Annotated in this window: 16 protein-coding genes; 4 read left to right on the forward strand and 12 right to left on the reverse strand. The window is 45.7% G+C overall.

The features are described 5' to 3' along the window. The first annotated feature begins 433 nt into the window (after window positions 1-433). The gene (locus GJV22_RS07110) at window positions 434-640 is read left to right on the forward strand and encodes a hypothetical protein (RefSeq protein WP_163710734.1); all 207 of its coding nucleotides are present in this window, start codon (window positions 434-436) and stop codon (window positions 638-640) included. Window positions 641-770: 130 nt separating this feature from the next. Here the strand turns inward: GJV22_RS07110 and GJV22_RS07115 are convergent, their stop codons facing one another. From GJV22_RS07115 to GJV22_RS07145, 7 genes are all read right to left on the reverse strand, one after another. Beyond that, window positions 771-1769, reverse strand: a complete 999-nt coding sequence (locus GJV22_RS07115) for a DUF4097 family beta strand repeat-containing protein (protein ID WP_163710737.1) — start codon at window positions 1767-1769, stop codon at window positions 771-773. Between the two features lie 119 nt (window positions 1770-1888). Next, window positions 1889-2038 (reverse strand): GxxExxY protein, encoded by a 150-nt coding sequence (locus GJV22_RS07120; protein WP_238480291.1) that lies wholly within the window; start codon window positions 2036-2038, stop codon window positions 1889-1891. Window positions 2039-2172: 134 nt separating this feature from the next. Further along, complete coding sequence (locus tag GJV22_RS07125) at window positions 2173-4617, reverse strand: ABC transporter permease (RefSeq protein ID WP_163710740.1); 2445 nt, start codon at window positions 4615-4617, stop codon at window positions 2173-2175. 33 nt (window positions 4618-4650) lie between these two features. Then, on the reverse strand, window positions 4651-7080 hold the full coding sequence (locus tag GJV22_RS07130; RefSeq protein ID WP_163710742.1) for an ABC transporter permease: 2430 nt from the start codon (window positions 7078-7080) through the stop codon (window positions 4651-4653). Between the two features lie 275 nt (window positions 7081-7355). Beyond that, complete coding sequence (locus GJV22_RS07135; protein WP_163710745.1) at window positions 7356-8054, reverse strand: ABC transporter ATP-binding protein; 699 nt, start codon at window positions 8052-8054, stop codon at window positions 7356-7358. A 174-nt stretch (window positions 8055-8228) separates the two neighbouring features. Beyond that, a complete protein-coding gene (locus GJV22_RS07140) occupies window positions 8229-9485 on the reverse strand; it encodes an efflux RND transporter periplasmic adaptor subunit (RefSeq protein ID WP_238480292.1) in 1257 nt (418 codons plus the stop codon). Between the two features lie 72 nt (window positions 9486-9557). Continuing rightward, window positions 9558-10904, reverse strand: coding sequence for a TolC family protein (locus GJV22_RS07145; protein ID WP_163710748.1), 1347 nt, complete (start codon window positions 10902-10904; stop codon window positions 9558-9560). Between the two features lie 177 nt (window positions 10905-11081). Between GJV22_RS07145 and GJV22_RS07150 the strand changes: the two genes are divergently transcribed. The 3 genes from GJV22_RS07150 (at window position 11082) to dcp (ending at window position 16105) form a co-directional block, all read left to right on the forward strand. Further along, entirely contained in the window at window positions 11082-12446 is a 1365-nt protein-coding gene (locus GJV22_RS07150) for a sigma-54-dependent transcriptional regulator (RefSeq protein ID WP_163710751.1), read from the forward strand. Then, window positions 12446-13798 carry a sensor histidine kinase gene (locus GJV22_RS07155; RefSeq protein ID WP_238480293.1) on the forward strand — a complete coding sequence of 451 codons (1353 nt, stop codon included), beginning with the start codon at window positions 12446-12448 and terminating at the stop codon, window positions 13796-13798. Before GJV22_RS07150 ends, GJV22_RS07155 begins: the two co-directional genes overlap by 1 nt. Before the next feature lie 177 nt (window positions 13799-13975). Further along, entirely contained in the window at window positions 13976-16105 is a 2130-nt protein-coding gene (dcp, locus tag GJV22_RS07160) for a peptidyl-dipeptidase Dcp (RefSeq protein ID WP_163710754.1), read from the forward strand. 335 nt (window positions 16106-16440) lie between these two features. On the opposite strand, the gene GJV22_RS07165 is transcribed toward dcp, so the two are convergent. From GJV22_RS07165 to GJV22_RS07185, 5 genes are all read right to left on the reverse strand, one after another. After that, complete coding sequence (locus GJV22_RS07165; protein WP_163710757.1) at window positions 16441-16641, reverse strand: PspC domain-containing protein; 201 nt, start codon at window positions 16639-16641, stop codon at window positions 16441-16443. Between the two features lie 18 nt (window positions 16642-16659). Beyond that, window positions 16660-17157 (reverse strand): DUF4252 domain-containing protein, encoded by a 498-nt coding sequence (locus GJV22_RS07170; protein ID WP_163710760.1) that lies wholly within the window; start codon window positions 17155-17157, stop codon window positions 16660-16662. 89 nt (window positions 17158-17246) lie between these two features. Continuing rightward, window positions 17247-18854 (reverse strand): PspC domain-containing protein, encoded by a 1608-nt coding sequence (locus GJV22_RS07175; protein WP_163710763.1) that lies wholly within the window; start codon window positions 18852-18854, stop codon window positions 17247-17249. 39 nt (window positions 18855-18893) lie between these two features. Beyond that, window positions 18894-19229, reverse strand: a complete 336-nt coding sequence (locus tag GJV22_RS07180; protein ID WP_163710764.1) for a PadR family transcriptional regulator — start codon at window positions 19227-19229, stop codon at window positions 18894-18896. Between the two features lie 60 nt (window positions 19230-19289). Further along, a complete protein-coding gene (locus GJV22_RS07185) occupies window positions 19290-19739 on the reverse strand; it encodes a hypothetical protein (protein WP_163710767.1) in 450 nt (149 codons plus the stop codon). Window positions 19740-20124: the final 385 nt, after the last annotated feature.

The raw sequence follows: 20124 nt of genomic DNA on the forward strand, positions 1-20124 counted from the left end.
ACACCCGCAATCCCCTCTGGCCCTTAGCAAGCTCGTTGACTACCCTCCGGTCTCCTGAAGAGCTTGCTTCTCCGTTCACCCGACAGCTTGCCGTATTCGAAGAGCTTGCTTCTCCGGCTATGGCCGAATCGCAATGACGGGCGTCTTTTTAAATCAGATAGTGTCGGGGCGGCTGCCCCGCCCTGACACTATCGCTTGTTCTCCCGCTGCTTTTATGTTGTATATATGCAGATCTGTAACTCTTAAAAGTGAACTTTTGTTTTATTAACCGACATCCGCCCGGTGGGTTAAGTAAAGTTTAAATAAAGCCTTCCCGAGAATATCAACTTTCTTATTTGCATATCTTTGGACTATCAATATACTTCCAAAGTAGAGATGATCTTAATTCTAATATCATTAAACTAAAATTGTTACTTTATTAAATTTAAAAATTATGAAAGGTGTTGTTAAAAAAACTCGTTTAGATGGTTTTTATGAAGTTCAGACGGACAGTATTGTATCTGTTTTCGAACTCGTTGGTTGTTCAATCGTCAACGTTGGCGACGAGATAGAAGGAGGTTTAGATAGCCTGGGTGGTAAAGAACTTACGAATATCACTCAAAATGACGTGTTTGATGCAGTTATCCAGGAAATAAACTAAGCAATAGCTGTTACAGCAAAGTAAGCAATTGTAAGCCCGATGGCGGACGTACGAATTGCTTACTTCGCAATAAATTAGAACCAGTTCTTAGATTGGCTGCCGCAAGGCGACCGGAAGAGAATACGATTTACTATTCATTATACCTGACGTTCACATTGCCACCTGATGCGTGCATGTAAACCGGGATACCGCCACCGTTCATGCTGCCTTTCACGCGGTTCTTTTCGGAAGTACCGGAGAAATTAGACAGGTCGATATGGACATGATCGGAACGCAGATCGAGATCGAGGCCAAGCTTGTCGCCTCCGTGAATCACCGCATCGACGCCACCGCCACTCGATTCGAGGTACAGTTCCCCGGTCAGCTTACGAATGTCCACTTTCACAGGGCCACCGCTCGATTTGGCTTTCACATAGCCTGCTTCGCCGCTAACGCTTACACCTCCGCCACTGCTCGAAGCATCGGCATCGCCATGAATGTCATTCAGGTGCACGCCACCACCCGAACTGCGGGCGTAAACGCTGCCCTGTGCTCCATCGACCGTAACGCCGCCGCCGCTCGAACTTAAGCGGGCATCACCATGCTGGTTGGTCGCTTTCACGCCGCCACCCGACGACTTCGCTTCGGTTGTACCGCTCACATTAACCAGCTGCACGCCACCGCCACTGCTCGAGAACACGTGTGCACCTTCAACCCCGTCGATTTTTAACCCGCCACCACTTGATGAAACGTTACACGACATTTGTTGCGGAAGCGTAATGGTTAATGAGATGCCGATATTATTCCAGAAGTTCATCCGCATCTTGCGCTTCACATCGGCGGTGATCACCGATCCGCTTTTCGAGAAGTCCAGCTCGAACGCTTCCAGTATTTCCTCCAGCGCATCGTCGGAAGGTGACAACAGGTGCCCGTTTTTACGTACGTAGGCCTGGATCACCACCGTGGGCTGATCGTGCGTTTGAACAACAATCCCGCCACCCGACGAGGAGGCGTTGAGCGTTCCCGGTTGATTCATATCAAAGGTTTTCGTAATAGTCGGCTCATCGGCTTTGGCAAATCCATTCAGAGACAGCAGCGTGATAAACAGCGTTGTCATCGCGTACATTTTAAGTTTCATCGGTGTTTTCATAGTGCGTTTTTTAATGGTTGAATCAGGCTTATCTTACCTATGACGTTTAACTTTTCAATCCGTTACAGCTTTTCACTCATATCTGAATCAGGATTGTGATGATTTAAAGATTAGCAGGATCAGTGTTTTCGAAACAGTCGCTTGACCTCCAAACTTGTCGAGCCAAAGTTGACGAGCAGGCTCCGGTCTATTTGATAGGCCGTTAAATAATTGAGCCCCTGCGCCAGGTGAACATTTTCCAATGCTACCAAAGCCCTTAATTCAACCATCACCCAACGTATTGTGTCCTTTCATCGCACACCCAATGATCGGGTAAGTCAGTTCGTCGTTTATTTTTGTATTCATGATCGGCCCATTACCATCTTGTTAATCATTTCATCCGGTAAATCCTGATTCGGACAATTTATTCATATCGCAAAGCTTCCACCGGGTTCCGCGTAGCGGCCCGCCAGCTTTGCCAGCTCACGGTGAGCAGTGCAATGCTCAAGGCCAGCAATCCGGCCAGGGCGAAGATCCACCAGCTGAGGTTCGTTTTATAGGCGAAGTTCTCGAGCCATTTGCTCATGGCGTAGTACGCCATGGGTGTCGCGATCACAAAGGCAATCAATACCCATTTTACAAAGTCGCGATTGAGCATTGCCATCACCTCCGATACTTTTGCGCCATTCACTTTACGGATGCCGATTTCTTTTGCCCGTTGTCCGGCTATGTGCATCGAAATGGCGAACAAGCCCAACACGGCAATAAAAATAGCAATCCCCGTAAATAACAGGATAAAAGTCTTCAAGCTGGCTTCCCGGTTATATTGTGCTTCGAATTTCTTATCCAGAAATGAATAACTGAATGGTGCATCCGGATAGCTTCCAATCCACTTTTCTTTGATGAAATTTAAAGTTGAAGCAATTTGTCCCGGTTTTACCTGAACGGATACATAATTGTGGAACTGATCAAACAAAATGGCAAATGGCCGGATCGATTTGTAGTAGCTTTCAAAATGAATATCTTTTACCACGCCGATAATATCCAGCCGGGTCAATTGTTCCTGGTTGGCACGAATTTCACTATCGTAAATGAATGTTCCTACGGGATCTTTCAATCCCAGGCTTCGAACAGCAGATTCACTCAACATGATGCTGTGACTGTCATCGTAACTTTTAGCAAAGGTCCTTCCGGCAATTAGTTGCAAGCCGATGGTTGGCAAAAAATCATAACTCCCCCGGTAGGGAATAACCATGTGATTGGAAGGATCTCCGGGCTTTTTCAGGTATAGCGGTGTATTGTAATCACCATCTCCGGGAACAGTACTCGACGTTGTAACTGAAATAATATCGGGAGACTCCAGCAATTCGGATTTGAAGCTCTCAAAGTTCTGCCTCAATCCCCATACCGGAGCGTCGAAAACCAACACATGCTCCTGGTCGTAACCGGGATCTTTCTGAATTAAGAAATGTAACTGTCGGCTTACCAAAATCGAGACGGAGATCAGGATCATGGCAATAACAAACTGCCCGGTGACAACTAGTTGGCGAGCAGTAGCCCTGCTACTGAAAACAGCCTGGTTCTTCATGAGTGAAATGTCGTTTCCAATCGCCAGCTTAATGGCCGAAAATAATCCGCCTCCCAGACCTACTGCAATAACCAGCCCGATTGGGAATAGAAAGGTTAGCGGCCGGAAAAGAGCCAATTCTTTTATTCCCGGAGAAATCGCCTCCAGGTTTTGATAGCCAATTCCTGATACAACTAATGCCAGGATCATTCCCATGAAAGCAATTCCCAACGATTCGAAAAGAAACCCCCAAACAATGTTTTTGCGAGCGGCTCCTGAAATTCTCCGCAATGCAATTTCTTTTGCCCTTCCCAAATTACCTACTGTAAACAGGTTTATGAAGTTTAGCACTGCAACAATCAGGACCAAAAGAGCAATTCCTACAGCGATAAAAATATTGCGCATATTGCTATTGGGTTTCAACTCGCTTTCAAAATTGGAATTCAAATGAATGGAAGTTACTGGTTGTAACAAAAAATGCCAATAATCCTGCCCGGCATTTGCTGTGGTAACAAATTCTTTGTTGTAGCCCCCGTTGATGTATTTCTCCACCAGCCGCCCCATTTTACCTTCAACCAGTTTAGGGTCTGCTCCTGCAGATAGCATGGCGTATGTGTAATAGGTGTTATTCAGCCAGTGGTTGGTGTTGCTGTCCGGATCTCCACTACTTGCAAACAAAATATCGAAACTGAAATGGGTTTGTTCTTTTGGTGACTCACAAATCCCCGTTATTTCATATGGACGGTACCTACCCCATATTTTTAACGCTAGCGATTTACCGACGACCAACCCTTTGCCATAATCCTCCAACCCAAAATATTTAATCGCCGTTTCTCTGGTCAGGACAATCGAACGAGGATTTTTCAGAACAGTTCTCGTATCTCCCTGAATGAGTTTAAATTGAAAAACATCAAAAAAATTAGAGTCGGCCTCAACAACGTGCTTTTCATTGAATGCCAGAATATCGTCAACATCAAGTTCATTTTTTACTGAAATATTGGGCCATTGCCACAAGCGAGTCGCTTTTTCGACTTCAGGGATTTCGCGAACCAGGGTTTTAGCCAGCGGTGGCGGTGCCATCGCCGAACTGAAATCGATACCGTTCATTTCAATTTTAGCTGCAACCCGAAATAAGCGGTCATGTTTGCTATACCAACGATCATAACTGGTCTCGTTGACAACGTAGATGCAAACCAGCAAGCAACATGCAAAAGCGATCGTCAGCCCCAGCAAGTTAATGCCTGAAACAAATTTGTTTTTCAGAAAACCCCGCCGGGCAAATTTCAAGAGTAGTCTAAACATGGTCCGTTTCTTTTTGTAGATTGAATTTAGCGGTTACTCATATCTGAGTGCTTCAACCGGATTTCGCGTAGCTGCCTTCCAGCTTTGCCAGCTTACGGTTAGCAGCGCAATACCCAGCGCCAGCATACCGGCCAGGGCGAAGATCCACCAGCTGAGGTTGGTTTTATAGGCGAAGTTTTCGAGCCATTTGCTCATGGCATAATATGCAACAGGGGTGGCGATCACAAAAGCAATCACAATCCATTTTATAAAGTCTTTATTAAGCATGGTAAGTATCTCCGACACTTTGGCACCATTCACTTTGCGGATGCCGATTTCCTTCACTCGAGCCAAAGAAATCAGCAAGGCAATAGAAAACAGGTTGATAACACTGATAAAAATGGCAACAATAATAAACAAACGGAATATTTTTACAAGTTGAATTTCTTTGTCGAACTGCCTGTTGTAATAGTCCTCAACAATTAAATATTCGAAGGGATAATTGGGGAAAGTTTGGGTGAATTTTTCCTTAATAAAGGGGATGACAGAAGCAAAATCGGAACTGGCAATTTTTATCGAGTAATTTCCCCAGATCATATTTTCAGTCCAGTTGATAAGAACAATGGGTTTGTGATTTTCTTTTGTATCGCTAAAATCCACGTTTTCAACAACTCCAACCACAGACACCTCGAACTTTTGCATGCCACTCTCGTCTTCCATTTTTATCTGCCTGCCAATAGCTTCTTCGGGATTTTGGAAACCAAGATATTGTAACCCGGCGCGATTGATAATACACGAATTATTATGGGCTGAAGTAGTTTTCCCCCGGAAATTTGTTCCGGCCAAAAGAGGAATATTATAATTCCTAATAAAATTGTCGTCGGCAACAATAAGCGCAGCCTTGCCTCCTTTTCCCGACAATGCCTCCGTAAAACTAAAGTTATAGGCTGATAAATCTCCCGGAATCACGTTTGAGCTCGAAAATCCCAGTATCACACTATTACTCAACAGCTCTTCTTCAAAGGCATGCAGGTTATTAATTCGCATTGATGTTTTTCGAATATTCTTAGGCACCTTAATAACCAAGGTGTTTTTCACATCGAAACCTTTGTCTTTATCCATCAAAAAATTAACCTGCTTACTAACCCCTGCAATACCGGCAACAATGGCGATAACAATGGCAAACTGAGCAACAACAACTACCTGTCTAAAAGAAAATCCATTGGCCACTTGCTTATATCTTAATTTAAAAAGTTCGAGACTATTAAAACGGTTAATCATTAATGCGGGAACAATGCCACCGATTAAAATGCTGATTAATACAATTGCAAATAGCATCGACAGAAAAAGCGGACTAACAAACACCGGTCGCAGATAAATTCCAAACTGGTTTTTCATGACAGGTATAAGTAACCACCCAACACCCAGCGAAATGAGGATGGCACAGAAATGAATAATCAACGATTCGGAGAGGGTCCCGCCCAGGATTTCGTGGCGTGTTGCACCGCATACTTTTTTGATTCCTGTTTTTTTTGCCGAGTTAATCAAACTGGAAAAGGTAAACTGGATATAATTAAATCCCGATGCACAAAAAATCAATAATCCGATTATAAAAATGAGTGTTACATATTGGGCGCGCGAACCTGTCTCCAGTTCGTTTTTCATTTCCGAATGAAGATGAATCGCATTCAGTGGCTGTAGATGATACAAATGGCTGACCTTGCTTTTTTCGAATTGTATCTTTTTATTCTCGCTAACGATAGTGTTTATTGCTAACTCAATCTGTTTTACATCTACATTTCCATCCAGTTTCAGGTAGGTGTAAAACCCCGTTTCACCCCACTGTGCTTTAGCAGGTGGTGGAAGATGCATATCGTCGTGAAACGAAAGTAAAACTTCAGCAGAGAAATGGGCCTGTGCCGGAATATCTCTAAAAACGCCTTCAATGGTATATTCAAATGACGGATACTTAAATAAAATTTGCCCGACAGGATTGGTATCTCCAAAATATTTTTGAGCGGTACTTTCCGAAATAATTGCCGTGTACGGCCGGGTTAACACTTCCTGTTTATTTCCTTGCAAGAACGCAATTGAAAACACATCGAGGAATCCCGCTGAGGCATGATAGATATGACTATTAGAAAAAATTTCGTCGCCAATTTTATATTGCGGGTTGTTTGTTTCGGTGAGGAAACCAGCTGACACAACCTGGGGATATTTCTCTTTTAATGTGGTTGCCACACCTCGTTCACATTGAGGGATGGAAATACTCAACTCATTTCCGCTGTAAATATCGGTTCTTACCCTGTAAATTTTTTGGTTGTCGGGAAATACACGGTCGAATCCTCTTTCGTAAAAAACATAGCCCGAAACGAGCATAAACGTAATCAGTCCAATACAAAGGGAAATGAGAAGAAAAGCTGAATTTTTCATCTCCCGGGTGAGGCTTCTGAATGCTATTTTAAGATGATAAAATTGTCTCATCTCTGATTAGGTTTTTATTGGTTTATGCTTCATTCTTATTCGGGAACCCTATGCTTCTATCTATTCATACCGCAGCGCTTCCACCGGATTTCGCGTGGATGGTTTCCAACTTTGCCAGCTCACCGTCAGCAGGGCAATGCCCAAGGCCAGCAAACCGGCCAGGGCGGAGATCCACCAACTCAGGTTGGATTTGTAGGCGAAACTCTCGAGTCCTTTCTTCACGGCGTAGTAAGCGATGGTGTTTCGATCACCATCAGAGTGCGATACACAGCTACTTAAAGCAACACTTCGCCCAGCTGCTTCTTGACTTCTTCGGTTATGATTTGTCCGTCGAACAGGTTGACAACCCGATGTGCAAACTCGGAGTCGTGCAAGGAGTGGGTCACCATCACGATGGTTGTTCCTTCCCGGTTCAGTTCCGTGAGCAGGTTCATCACCTCCAAGCCGTTTTTTGAATCGAGGTTACCGGTTGGCTCATCGGCCAAAATGAGTTTGGGATTGGCCACCACGGCTCGCGCAATGGCCACACGCTGCTGCTGCCCACCGGACAATTGCTGTGGGAAGTGTTTGCGCCGATGACTGATTTTCATGCGCTCAAGCACCTTTTCGACCATGGCTTTTCGCTCACTGGCTTTCAACTTCAGGTAGATGAGTGGCAGCTCCACATTTTCGTACACATTCAGCTCGTCAATCAGGTTGAAGCTTTGAAATACGAAGCCGATGTTGCCTTTGCGCAGCTGGGTCCGGTTCCGTTCTTTCAGGTGACCAACTTCCTGTGCATCGAAGAAATACTCTCCTCCCGAAGGATTATCGAGCAAGCCGATAATGTTCAGCAGCGTTGATTTTCCACAACCCGACGGCCCCATGATGGCTACAAATTCGCCTTTTTGTACATGAAGGTTGACTTGATCCAGTGCACTGGTTTCAATCTCTTCCGTGCGGAATACTTTGGTTAGGTTTGATGTCCGTATCATTTTGCGTTTTGTTTTATTGTCGTTTTTCAAAATTTCAGAATTTACAAATTCCTTGCTACTTACATTCTTTTCAAACGGAGCAATTTGTGAAACTCTTCTTAAACCCGGTGCAACTCAGTGGTTGCATTCTTAAAGTTTAATCACAGCTCTTTACGCCAGGCTCTCTGCTCTTTGCTACTTCAGCACGATTTTATCGTTATCCCCAAACAGTTCGTAGCTGGAGGTAATGACTTGCTCACCCGCTTGCAATCCTTCCAGCACTTCGTAATATTGCGGGTTCTGTTTGCCAATCCGGATGGAGCGTTTCACCGCTTCGGATCCGCTTTCGTTCAGCACAAACACCCACTGTCCGCCGGTGCTCTGGAAAAAGCCGCCACGAGGCAACAGCAGTGCGCTTTCGCTTTGTCCCAGTTCCAACTTAACATGATAGGTTTGCCCGGCCCGGATATTTTCCGGTGTTTCGCCGACAAACAACAAATCGATTTCAAATTGACCGTCACGAACTTCCGGATACACCTTTTTGACAACCATCCTGTAATTTACACCATTCCGTTCAAAAGAAGCAGCCAAATCGCGACGAACCCGATCAATATAGTGCTCATCAATTTGCGCTTTCACTTTAAAGCTGGTCAGCACATGAATCATCCCGATTCGTTGACCCTGTGAAATGGATTGCCCAATTTCGGCATCCAACATGCCTAATTGCCCGTCAACCGGTGCTTTTACATTCAGGTTATCCAACCGCTCTCTCACCAGACCAAGCATTTGCCGCATTTTTAGCAAGTCGGTTTCCAATGTCTTCATCGATGTCAGTTGAATCAGCGAGTCATTTTTTGCTTTCAGCTTATTAATTTCCAACAGCTTCACTTCATAGGTGTAATCTTCTTGCGACTGCAGGTAATCTTCCTTCGAAATCAGATCTTCCCGATACAGTTTCTCATACTGTTCGAAATTCCGTTTTTTCCGGGTCAGGCGATACTCGTTGTCCAGAATATTGCGCCGAGATTGAATCAACTCAGTTTCGAAGTTGATTCGGGTTTGCCGCAGGTAGTTCTCCTTTTCTGCCAAATCGGTTTCACTGTTCAGAATTGTTTGGTATAGTTGCCGATTTTCCAGCCTCAAAATCACATCGCCTTGTTTAACCATTGAGCCTTCCTCAATCAACCGCTCTTCCACCCGACCGCCTTCTTCGGCATCGAGATAAATCGTCGTAATGGGCTCAACCTGACCAATGATAGTGATGTAGTCGTTGAACTGGCTGTTTTCAACCGTGCTGATCGTTAATTTATCCCGTTCGGCCCGGAAAACCGAATCGTGACTGGCAAAAAGGATTTGGTACAGTAACAGCATAAGCACAACGACTCCGGCTCCCCACAACAGGTGCTTGGGTTTCAATCCTTTTTTCTTCTCTATGACGCGATCCATTGACATATGCTAAAGTTTCAAGTTTTTAGTTCAAAGTTTTAAGTTGAGCACTCTTCGTCCCATGCTCTTTGCACTTCGCTATTCCTGTTCCCAGAAGCGAATACCCTTGTAAAAATTAATCACTTTTTCTTTGATGGTGTATTTCAATCGGGCTGATAAGAGGGAAGCTTTCACTTCGGCCAGCCGGTTTTTCACCGTCAGCAAATCGATGACATTCAAAATACCTTCATCGTATTTGCGCTGCGCCGCCCGAAAAGCCAACTCTTCAGCTTCATATTGCTTACCGGTTTGGGTATACTGCTGATAGAGCGCTTGCAGTTCGCGGCTGTTATTCATCAACTCGTAGTACACCGCTTGCCGGTACGTTTCCAATTCCGTTTGGGCCGCTTCTTTTGCCAGCTTAGCCTGCTGAACACTGCTGCGCATCTGATTTTTGCTGAAAATCGGGATCGACAGTGAAGCACCCACATATTGCCCCAGGTTATTGTCGAGCTGCGTGTGGAATGACGTTACATTTCCGTCCACATCCAGATCTGTTTCCGAATAACTGCTCCCAAGCGAGGCATTCAAATACAGCGAAGGCGCATACTGCCCGCGGGCAATCGCCAGCCGTTTTGATGCTGCCTTCAATTGAGCCTCGGCAATTTTCACATAGGGCGATTGCAGCACATAAGCCCGGTAAAGCGAATCGGCTTCAGGCTGTGCTGTTGCCACAATCAACGAATCAGACTCCTTCTGAAGCACGTCAATCGACTGCCCGGTTGGCAAGTTTAAATATTGAACCAGTTTCAAGCGGGCTTCTTCTGCTTTGTTTTCAGCTTGCATCCGATTCAGCTTTTCCTTCTCATAAGTAGCCTGCATCTCGGCCAGGTCTGTTTTCGCTTTGAGGCCTGTTTCGATTAGTTTTGCTGTTTTCCGCACGTTATATTCCGACAATTCCAGCTGTTCCTGTGCAATCAGAACCAGTCCTTCGTAATAAATCAGATCATAGTATGCGATCATCACGTTGAAAGCCAAATCATCGGCATGGTTCACCCGCTGCCATTTTTCAGCTTCCAACTGGTATTTACTGTAACCCATTCTGTTTTGAAGAATGAACCCCTGGAAAACCGCTATGCTTGCTCGTAAATCGAACGAACTATTGAAGAAATCCGTATTAATGACGTCGTACGAACTGGGGTCGACTGCGCGTCCATAACTAACTCCCGCATTGGATGAAGCAGACAGCGACGGCAGTAAATTCAGCTTTGCTTGCCGCACAGAAACAACCGATGACTGTTCACTCAACGCATATTGATAATGCTCCAGGTTGTGCGCGAGCGCTTGCTGAATGCATTCGGTTAAACTCCAGGCCCCGGTGGCAGGCAAAACAACCGGCAGGCAACCGAGACACAGCGCCAATAAGATGGATTTAGTTCTATTCATTACTCAATAATTCTAATTGGAAACATCGAGAACAATGCCAAAACTATAATCGACTGGCTTCCTGTACCCTAAAATTACAAGCCAACAGTTTTCGTCAAATATATTGACAATTAGCTGTCAAATATTTTTACATCTTATTGCGTTCCAAATTCCAGTCGTCTACCTTTGAAATAAAAAATGCCCAAAGGGAATATTCTGATTGTCGACGACAACAAAAGTGTCCTCAGTGCGCTCGACTTTTTGTTAACACCCGAGTTTGATAAGGTTGAATGTCTTTCCTCGCCCAACCAGCTGATCAGCGAGTTGCGGAAAAACACTTATCACCTGGTGATGCTGGATATGAATTTCAAGGCCGGCGTAAATACCGGCAACGAAGGCATTTACTGGCTGAACCAAATCAAGGAAAACTATCCGGAGATTTCGGTGGTATTGATTACGGCCTACGGCGATGTGGAACTGGCGGTAAAAGCGTTGAAAACCGGCGCCACCGATTTCATTTTAAAACCCTGGGACAACACCAAACTGCTGGCCACTGTTCGTTCGGCGATACAGCTGAGCATGTCGCGCGAAGAAGTCAAAAGTCTGAAGCAAAAAGAAAAAGCCCTTAAACGGGAAATCAACCGGGACGAGAACTTCATCATCGGCTCGTCGCCCCAATTGATGCAGGTTCTGAATATTGTCCGTAAAGTAGCCAAAACCGATACCAATGTGCTGATTACCGGCGAAAACGGCACGGGCAAAGAGCTGATTGCACGGGAAATTCACCGTTTGTCGAACCGTAGTGCCGAGATGCTGGTGAGTGTTGATATGGGTGCGCTAAGCGAATCGCTGTTCGAGAGTGAGCTTTTTGGGCACGTGAAAGGCGCCTTTACCGATGCACGTGAAAACCGAACCGGGAAGTTCGAGGTCGCCAATAAGGGCTCGCTGTTCTTAGATGAAATCGGAAACCTTTCCTTTCACCTGCAGGCGAAATTGCTGGCCGCCCTGCAAAACCGCGAGATCACCCGTATTGGTTCCAACCAGGCCATTCCGATTGACATCCGCTTAATTTGTGCGACCAATAAAAACCTTCCGGAACTGGTGGAGAAAGGACTCTTCCGGGAAGATCTTCTCTATAGGATTAACACCATTCAGATTGAGATCCCGCCACTGCGCGATCGGGGCAACGACATTCTGGTGCTCGCAGACTTCTTCCTGAAAAAATATGCCTGGAAATACGACAAACAATCACTAAAAATCAACAATCAGGCCCAGGAAAAACTGCTGAAGTACAACTGGCCGGGCAATATCCGCGAACTGGAACACAGCATCGAAAAAGCGGTCATCTTAAGTGAGAACAATGTGTTGAAAGCAGACGATTTTTTCCTGCGTCCGGTCACCGGAACAAAAAACGACACCGAAAGCCTGAAGCTCGAGGAGATGGAAAAACGCCTCATTCTGGCAGCCCTTGAAAAAAGCCCCGGCAACATCAGTGCGGCGGCCGACATGCTGGGGATCACCCGGCAAACCCTGTACAACAAACTCAAAAAATTCGGACTCTGATGTTTCGATCCTATCGCTCCCAAGTTGGTTTAAAAGTCGTCCTTGTCGCTGGCTGGGCCTTTGTCCTTTCCTGGTCTGTTTTCACCGGTCAACATGTACTTTGGCCCATCCTGATTGGTTTGGCGCTGCTGTTCCAAATCGTCCATCTTGTCCACTATCAAAACCAGCTGACCGAGCGGATCAACTACTTCTTCGAGTCGATCAGGAACGAAGACTTCAGCCAAAACTTCGAGCCGCGCGACAAGAGTTCGGTGATTCGCAGCCTGCACCAAAATATGCAGTTAATCAACGAATACATCCAGCGCGTTAAGATTGAATCGCACCAGCAGGAACACTATTTCCGCGCCCTGATTGAGCATGTCGGCACCGGAATTCTCACCTACAACGAGAAAGGTTTTGTGCTACACGCCAACCAAAGTCTGAAAAAGCTGCTCGGACTGGAACAACTCACCCACCTGAAACAATTGGAGAAGGTTGATCACAAACTGGCAAACGTGCTGCAACAATTGCAACCGAACGAACAAAAACTGGTGCAATTCAACGGGAAACAAGGGACGACAACTTTGCTTATTAAATCGGGAGCTTTTAAAAATCAGAAAGACCAGCTCAGCTTGCTGTCCATCCAGGATATCAACCGCGAACTGGATGAAAAAGAGCTGGACTCGTGGCTGAAACTGATCCGTGTGCTGACCCACGAAATTATGAATTCCATTGCCCCGGTCACCTCACTTTCGGAAAGCCTCAGCAATTATTACCAAAAAGAAGGTGTGCCAATTCCTGCCTCAACAGTGGATGACAAACTCATTCGAAACACCATCCGTGGTTTGGACATCATCAAAGAGCAAGGCAGAGGACTGATCAACTTTGTGGAATCGTACCGCAAGTTTACCCGCCTACCAAAGCCGGAGAAGAAACTGGTTGCCGTCGGTGATTTGCTGGAAAAAACAGCCCTCCTGCGACGCGCTGCCCTCCCCGACGATCACACGCGCATTACGGTGAAAAAGCCGGATGAGAAGTTGCTGGTTTTAGCCGACGAAAAACTGATTTCCCAGGTACTGATTAACCTGGTGAAAAATGCCGTGGAAGCGCTGGACAAGCAGGAAAGCGGCGAGATTCAATTGATTGGCCGGGAAAACTCGTCGGGGCAGGTTGAAATACTGGTTCGCGATAACGGCCCCGGCATTCCGACAGACATCATGGAAGAAATCTTTGTCCCCTTTTTCACGACCCGCGAAAACGGATCGGGAATCGGGCTCAGCCTGTCGCGCCAAATTATGCGGCTGCACGGTGGCAGCCTGAAAGCCAGCTCTGTTCCGGGAAAGGAAACGGCCTTCACCCTGCTGTTCAACTGAAACCGGAAACTGATTTTACCCCAGAATTTGCCACAGCGGAATCATTAACTTCACGGTTCAAAGTCAACCATTCTGAACCAATCGACGCATTTTCCAGGGCAATTTGTAATGATTACCCGAAAAAGAAGACCTATCATGTTATAGAAACAGATTCATTTTACATACAACTTTACAACTATGAAACGAGTTCTTTATCTTCCGGCGGTATTCATCGTGTTGCTGGCGACAGCATGCGGCCCCAATCAACAAACACAAAACAACGAAGCAATGGGAGACAATCCGTTACTGAGCCCGAGTAGTTTACCCTACGGGGCGCCAGACTTTACAGTCATTAAAAATGAACATTTCCAGCCTGCTATTGAAGCGGGAATGGCGGAACACCTGGCTGAAATTGAAAAAATAGCCAACAATACAGAGGCACCGACCTTCGAGAACACCCTGGTCGAAATGGAAAAAAGCGGCGAGTTACTCAGCCGGGCACAGGGCGTTTTTGGCTTGCTTGCAGGAGCCAACACCAACCCCGAAATTCAACGCATTGAAGAAGAAGAAGCACCCAAACTGGCGGCTCACAGAGATGCGATTTACATGAATGACAAGTTATTTCAACGTGTAAAAACGATTTACGAAAACCGTGAAAGCCTCGGTTTGGATACCGAAGCGTTGAAACTGGTTGAAGAATACTACCAACGCTTTGAGCTGGCAGGTGCTAATTTGTCGAATGAAGACAAAGAGCAAATGAAAGTGCTGAATGGCGAAGAGGCAACGCTGAACACCAAGTTCACCAACATGATGCTGGCAGCCGCCAAAGCAAGTGCGTTGGTTGTCGATACCAAAGAAGAGCTGGACGGGCTTTCGGACGGCGAGATTGCTGCAGCAGCCCAAAAAGCGGAAGATGCAGGCCTCCCGGGTAAATACCTGATTCCGATTCTGAATACCACCCAGCAACCGGCTCTGCAGTCGCTGACAAACCGTGCAACGCGTCAAAAGTTGTTCGAAGCATCGTGGAACCGTGCCGAAAAAGGCGACGAAAACGACACCCGTCAAATGATTCTTCGCCTGGCGGAACTTCGTGCTCAAAAGGCCAGTTTAATGGGCTTCAGCAGTTATGCCGAGTGGAAACTGCAAAACCAAATGGCTAAAACTCCCGAAGCTGCCGAAGGATTATTGAACAAGCTGGCTCCGCAAGCCATTGCCAAAGCCAAGGTCGAAGCTGCCGACATTCAGCAGTTGATTGACAAACAAGGCGGCAACTTCAAACTGGAAGCCTGGGATTGGGACTTCTATGCCGAACAGGTTCGCAAAGAGAAATACGATTTGGACGAAAGCCAGATCAAGCCTTATTTCGAAATGTACAATGTAATGGAAAACGGCGTGTTCTACGCGGCTACCCAATTGTACGGCATCACCTTTAAAGAGCGGAAAGACATTCCGGTTTATAACAACGATGTGCGGGTGTTCGAGATCTTCAACGAAGACGGCTCAGCGGTTGGCTTGTTCTATGTCGACTATTACAAACGCGACAATAAGTCGGGTGGCGCCTGGATGGGCAACATCGTTGAGCAATCGAAACTGCTGGGCGAGAAACCGGTTATTTACAATGTGTGCAACTTTGCCAAACCGGCACCGGGCGAACCGGCACTGATCAGCTACGACGATGTAACAACCATGTTCCACGAGTTTGGTCACGCGCTGCACGGCTTGTTTGCCAACCAGGAATATCCAAGTCTTTCGGGCACCAACGTATCGCGCGACTTTGTGGAGCTTCCTTCACAATTTAACGAACACTGGGCGCTTAACCCAACGGTTTTTGCCAACTACGCCAAGCATTACAAAACCGGCGAACCGATGCCCAAAGAGCTGGTCGAAAAAATTAAGAAATCGGCGACCTTCAACCAGGGTTATGCATTCAGCGAGTTCCTCGAAGCAGCGATTCTGGATATGCAATGGCACACACTGAGCACTGCCGATCAAGTAGCCGATGCCGGTGTTTTTGAAGTGGAAGCCCTGAAAAAGAACGGCGCATACATGGAGCAGGTTCCTTCGCGTTACCGTTCAACCTACTTCAAACACGTTTGGGGTGGCGGTTACGCAGCCGGTTACTATGCTTATTGCTGGGCCGAGGTGCTCGACAACGATGCCTTTGCCTGGTTTGAAGAAAACGGTGGACTGAACCGCGAAAACGGTCAGCGCTTCCGCGACATGATCCTGTCGCGTGGCAACAGCGAAGATTTAGGTCAGCTGTTCCGCGACTTCCGTGGTCAGGATCCGGACATCAAGCCGTTGTTGAAAAACCGTGGATTGATTTAATCGAAGTTTCCCTGTCACAACCACTATAACGAGCCCGGTTACCCTGTAGCCGGGCTCGCTGCATAATAGCCAAACCGGTTACACCTGCAGACGCTTCCGCTGAGCCCCAGGCCCGGTAGTTACACCTGCAGCCGACCTCCCTGCGACGTAGGGAACGAAAAAACACCTGTTGCCGGTTTCGCTGCGGTTTTTTGACGTGATTTTTATCCGGGATGACAAGCAAAGGCAAAAGAGAGCATTTCCCCGGGATCGCAACAAAAAAAATCCGGCCTCTTGGGGGAGAACCGGATTTCTTGCTTGCTGTTTAACGGATAAATTATCGCTGTTTGTTGTGCCTATTTCGACTGGATGGGTTCGGCTGTGGGCATCACCAACGCCAGGATAAAATAGACGAGAATTAAAACCGGGTTGAAAAAACTGAATATTCCCCACAATAAGCGAATGATCAGCGGATCGAGATCCGGGTTGATGTACTCGGCTATTCCGCCGCAAACGCCGGCTAAAACACGGTCGTAAGATTTTATTAATCGTTTCATAGTGACTGGGTTTTAAGGTTAATTGTCTGAAGCCATTTCGTGGCTAATCGATTTGATTCCATCCAGGTCTTTCAGCTTAAAATCACCATAGAACGAAATCCAAAAGCTCATATCGGTTGCATCATCACCGCTAATCAGAACATGAAATTCCCGGGCTTTTTTACTATTGCCAAGCATCCAGATTTTAGCATCATCGCTATCGTCCGATTCAACTAACTTGTAGGCACCGGGTAATAAATTGCTCGATTTGCGACAGAATTCCTTCACGCCAAGCTCGCCTTTACCGGGGTTGTACGACATGAAACGGATTTCCTGCAGATCGCCTTCAACCGACTTTCCTTCATCATCCAGATCAATGTTGAAGGCATCGTTCATATTTTTGCTGAATGCGAAATACATCACCCCCGGTTTGTTCCGGAAGGTATCGAACAACTTATCGGATTTGCTTTGTGCCGCGAGGCTCCCGCTAAGGAACATTAAGGCAACCAGCAGAAGAATGTTATTTGTTGTTTTCATCGTCGTTATTGTTATGAATTGTGCCCTGCCGGAGGTCAGCCGAAGCCTCCCTCCGGGTATAAAACATCAGGACACAAATCGGGTATGATTTATTCGTTTAATTCTTTCATGGTCAACCCATCCGGCGTCATTTCCCAGTATTTACCAACCATATCGCCATCCCAGGTATTCGAGACGTTTTCAATATCGTAGATAATTTTCACCATATCCTTATCCAGGAAAATTGCTTTGCCTTCCGGCACTTTCAAGGTCAAATCCACTTCCTGACCCAACCAACGGTTGCCTTCTTGCAGCGTGTAATACGGATCGAAGTTGAGGGTGGAATCTGACTGGCTGAAATTGTAGACAATTTCCTGCACCTTCTGCCCCGCTTCCTCTTCACTTCCTCCGCGCGATTTTTTGCGGATAACCAGGACGAAATCATCGTTGTTGCTCTTTTCAACATCGAACCGCGGACGACCGAGCAAGATGGCTTCACCGTCCTGTTCAACCATTTTCATGCGGTCTAAATCGAGCGAACGGTTGAAGTTGTGTTTATAATGATCATCGTTCATTTCGAGATAGAGGGTATGAAAGTCTTGCTGCTCGAGCACAACATTCTGACTAACCGTGGTGCGCTCGCTATAATCATCCAGCTGCCCAACTGATACGATAACGATGGTGATTAAAGCCACCAGCCATACGCCTAAACTGGACAGGAATATGATTTTGTTGTTCGACTTGTAGCGGAAGACAATTTTGGTTCCGATGTACAACACTGCCAACAAAGGAATAGCGACCAAAAAGGCTAAAGCGATCATCAATACAGTCATCGATGCAGGCGCTATAAAGAAATGAGCCATTTCGGGCACGGCAACATGGCCACTCCAATGTCCGATCCATGGCGCTGAGCTGAGCACTGAGTGCCCAACCATCATGGAAATCAGGAATCCGAGCAAGCCTAAAAATCCAACCAAAATCATTAGTGCTCCAAGGACAACGCCGACTATTTTCAAAAATACTTTCACAACACTGTAGAACATCTCGCCAAAGCGCGATACGTTTTCACGCCCTTTGTTATATGAATCGGAACTTCGGAAGCGATTATAACTTTCTTTCACTTCCTTTACTTCCTCCTTTATTGACTTTTCTATGTTGGATACGGTGGCCTCCCTTCCACGCATTTCCAGGCGCTGGGCCGTTGTTTTAGCTTTAGGGACAGCGATCCACAGGATAATGTAGATAATCAGCGCTGTTCCGAACGACGCAAATAATAAGATGACAAAGATGATTCGCAAAACAACCGGATCAATGCTGAAGTAAGCACCCATCCCGGCGCAAACTCCTCCCAACACCCGATGATCGGGATCGCGGTACATGCGACGTTTTACGCGTCCCTGAGTTGAATCTGCCTCAGCTCCCAGACCTTTATCTTCAACTTCTTCGCCTTCGGCTTCCAGGAAATCTTCGGGTTTACCCATCCGGACAATCACCTCGTCAACCCAACTTTCATTAACAACATCTTTCTCTTCTTCAGCCATTTTTTTACTGAATAATTCAGCAATGCGGGCTTCGATATCCTGCAATATTTCGCGGCCATCGGCATCGGTACCAAAATGGCTGGTCAGCATGTGCAGGTAATCTTGTAATTTTCCATATGCATCCTCATCGATGTGAAAAACACTGCCGCTTATATTTATTGTGAATGTCTTTTTCATTGTTTCGTATTTTGTGTATTCAGTTTTGTTCCTGTTTCTTTATACTGCTTTACGCGACTTGATCGTTTCAACAGCATCAACTAATTCATTCCACGATCCACCTAAGCCTTCCAGAAATTGCTTTCCTTCATCGGTCAATTCATAATATTTTCGCGGCGGTCCTTGTGTTGATTCTTCCCAGTTGTAGGCAAGCAAGCCATCGTTTTTTAAGCGGGTCAACAAAGGATAAAGTGTTCCTTCCACAACAATCATCTTCGAGTTTTTCAATTCGTCGATGATGTCACTAGCGTAGAGGGGCTTGCCATCCAGCACCAGCAAGATGCAGTACTCCAAAACCCCTTTACGCATTTGTGCTTTTGTATTCTCAATTTTCATAGTTATTCCCCTTTCTTCGTCAGTATATATTTCTCTTTCATTCCCTCGTGCAATGCTCGTTTAAAAGTAACTTGAATCGCACATCCAAGCTTCCAATTCCAACTCTTTCTCTTGTTCTTCAGCATAACGGCTTGTAAAGAATTCGGCGTCTGTCATCCAGCTTTCAATTTCCAGTGGTGATTCTTCTTCAACCTGGGTGAAAACATTGGCTGAACCGAAATAAGTGTCATTGGTCATCCAACTTTCAACATTCAACGGTGCATCGGTTTCTTCTTCGATTGCGAAGTTAGCAGCGGTTGCTGCTTCCGAAGCCTCTTCTGTCTCGGAATTATCGACCATGATTAATGCCATTTTACCAAAACTGTTGTAACTCAGTAATTCTTTAATAAGATCTTGTGCGCTTACGGTGAAGCTTAATAGAACCACGCTGACCAAAACTGCAGCTGTACGTAACAATACTCCTGATAATTGATTGTTCCTGTTTTCTGTTTTTTCGTTTTTAGTTTTCATGATCTTGCCTCCTGTTTGTTTCGTTTGTTTTCCTGATGTTTAATTGTTCTTTCTTGTTTTGCTTTGAGACTTTGCTTGTTTTCTGTTTCTGTCTTTAAGACGACTGTTTTTTCGTTTCGTTACACTTGATATAGAACTTTTTTTAAACTATTTCTATTCTTTACCTTGAATTCGGTTATACAAATATACAAACATTAAATACTACTTTGCAATACATAGTAGTATATTTTTTAAAATTATTTTTAGGCGCAGCATATACCACATTGTCTTACTGTGTTTTAAGCTTTATAGTAAAATCAAAAAAAATTGGTGGTAAAAGTAAAAATGAGTGAACAAGCCTGTTTTACGACGTGTATTCGCTCTGAAAAAGATTGAAATTCAACCT

The sequence above is a fragment of the Mangrovibacterium lignilyticum genome, from assembly GCF_010882175.1.
GTDB lineage: Bacteria > Bacteroidota > Bacteroidia > Bacteroidales > Prolixibacteraceae > Mangrovibacterium > Mangrovibacterium lignilyticum.

Coding starts and splice junctions, on each gene's coding strand:
- GJV22_RS07115 (WP_163710737.1), bottom strand. CDS start 1,769: ATGAAAACACCGATGAAACTTAAAATGTACGCGATGACAACGCTGTTT.
- GJV22_RS07110 (WP_163710734.1), top strand. CDS start 434: ATGAAAGGTGTTGTTAAAAAAACTCGTTTAGATGGTTTTTATGAAGTT.
- dcp (WP_163710754.1), top strand. CDS start 13,976: ATGAAACGAGTTCTTTATCTTCCGGCGGTATTCATCGTGTTGCTGGCG.
- GJV22_RS07165 (WP_163710757.1), bottom strand. CDS start 16,641: ATGAAACGATTAATAAAATCTTACGACCGTGTTTTAGCCGGCGTTTGC.
- GJV22_RS07180 (WP_163710764.1), bottom strand. CDS start 19,229: ATGAAAATTGAGAATACAAAAGCACAAATGCGTAAAGGGGTTTTGGAG.
- GJV22_RS07175 (WP_163710763.1), bottom strand. CDS start 18,854: ATGAAAAAGACATTCACAATAAATATAAGCGGCAGTGTTTTTCACATC.
- GJV22_RS07155 (WP_238480293.1), top strand. CDS start 12,446: ATGTTTCGATCCTATCGCTCCCAAGTTGGTTTAAAAGTCGTCCTTGTC.
- GJV22_RS07150 (WP_163710751.1), top strand. CDS start 11,082: ATGCCCAAAGGGAATATTCTGATTGTCGACGACAACAAAAGTGTCCTC.
- GJV22_RS07120 (WP_238480291.1), bottom strand. CDS start 2,038: ATGGTTGAATTAAGGGCTTTGGTAGCATTGGAAAATGTTCACCTGGCG.
- GJV22_RS07130 (WP_163710742.1), bottom strand. CDS start 7,080: ATGAGACAATTTTATCATCTTAAAATAGCATTCAGAAGCCTCACCCGG.
- GJV22_RS07185 (WP_163710767.1), bottom strand. CDS start 19,739: ATGAAAACTAAAAACGAAAAAACAGAAAACAGGAACAATCAATTATCA.
- GJV22_RS07145 (WP_163710748.1), bottom strand. CDS start 10,904: ATGAATAGAACTAAATCCATCTTATTGGCGCTGTGTCTCGGTTGCCTG.
- GJV22_RS07170 (WP_163710760.1), bottom strand. CDS start 17,157: ATGAAAACAACAAATAACATTCTTCTGCTGGTTGCCTTAATGTTCCTT.
- GJV22_RS07125 (WP_163710740.1), bottom strand. CDS start 4,617: ATGTTTAGACTACTCTTGAAATTTGCCCGGCGGGGTTTTCTGAAAAAC.
- GJV22_RS07135 (WP_163710745.1), bottom strand. CDS start 8,054: ATGATACGGACATCAAACCTAACCAAAGTATTCCGCACGGAAGAGATT.
- GJV22_RS07140 (WP_238480292.1), bottom strand. CDS start 9,485: ATGTCAATGGATCGCGTCATAGAGAAGAAAAAAGGATTGAAACCCAAG.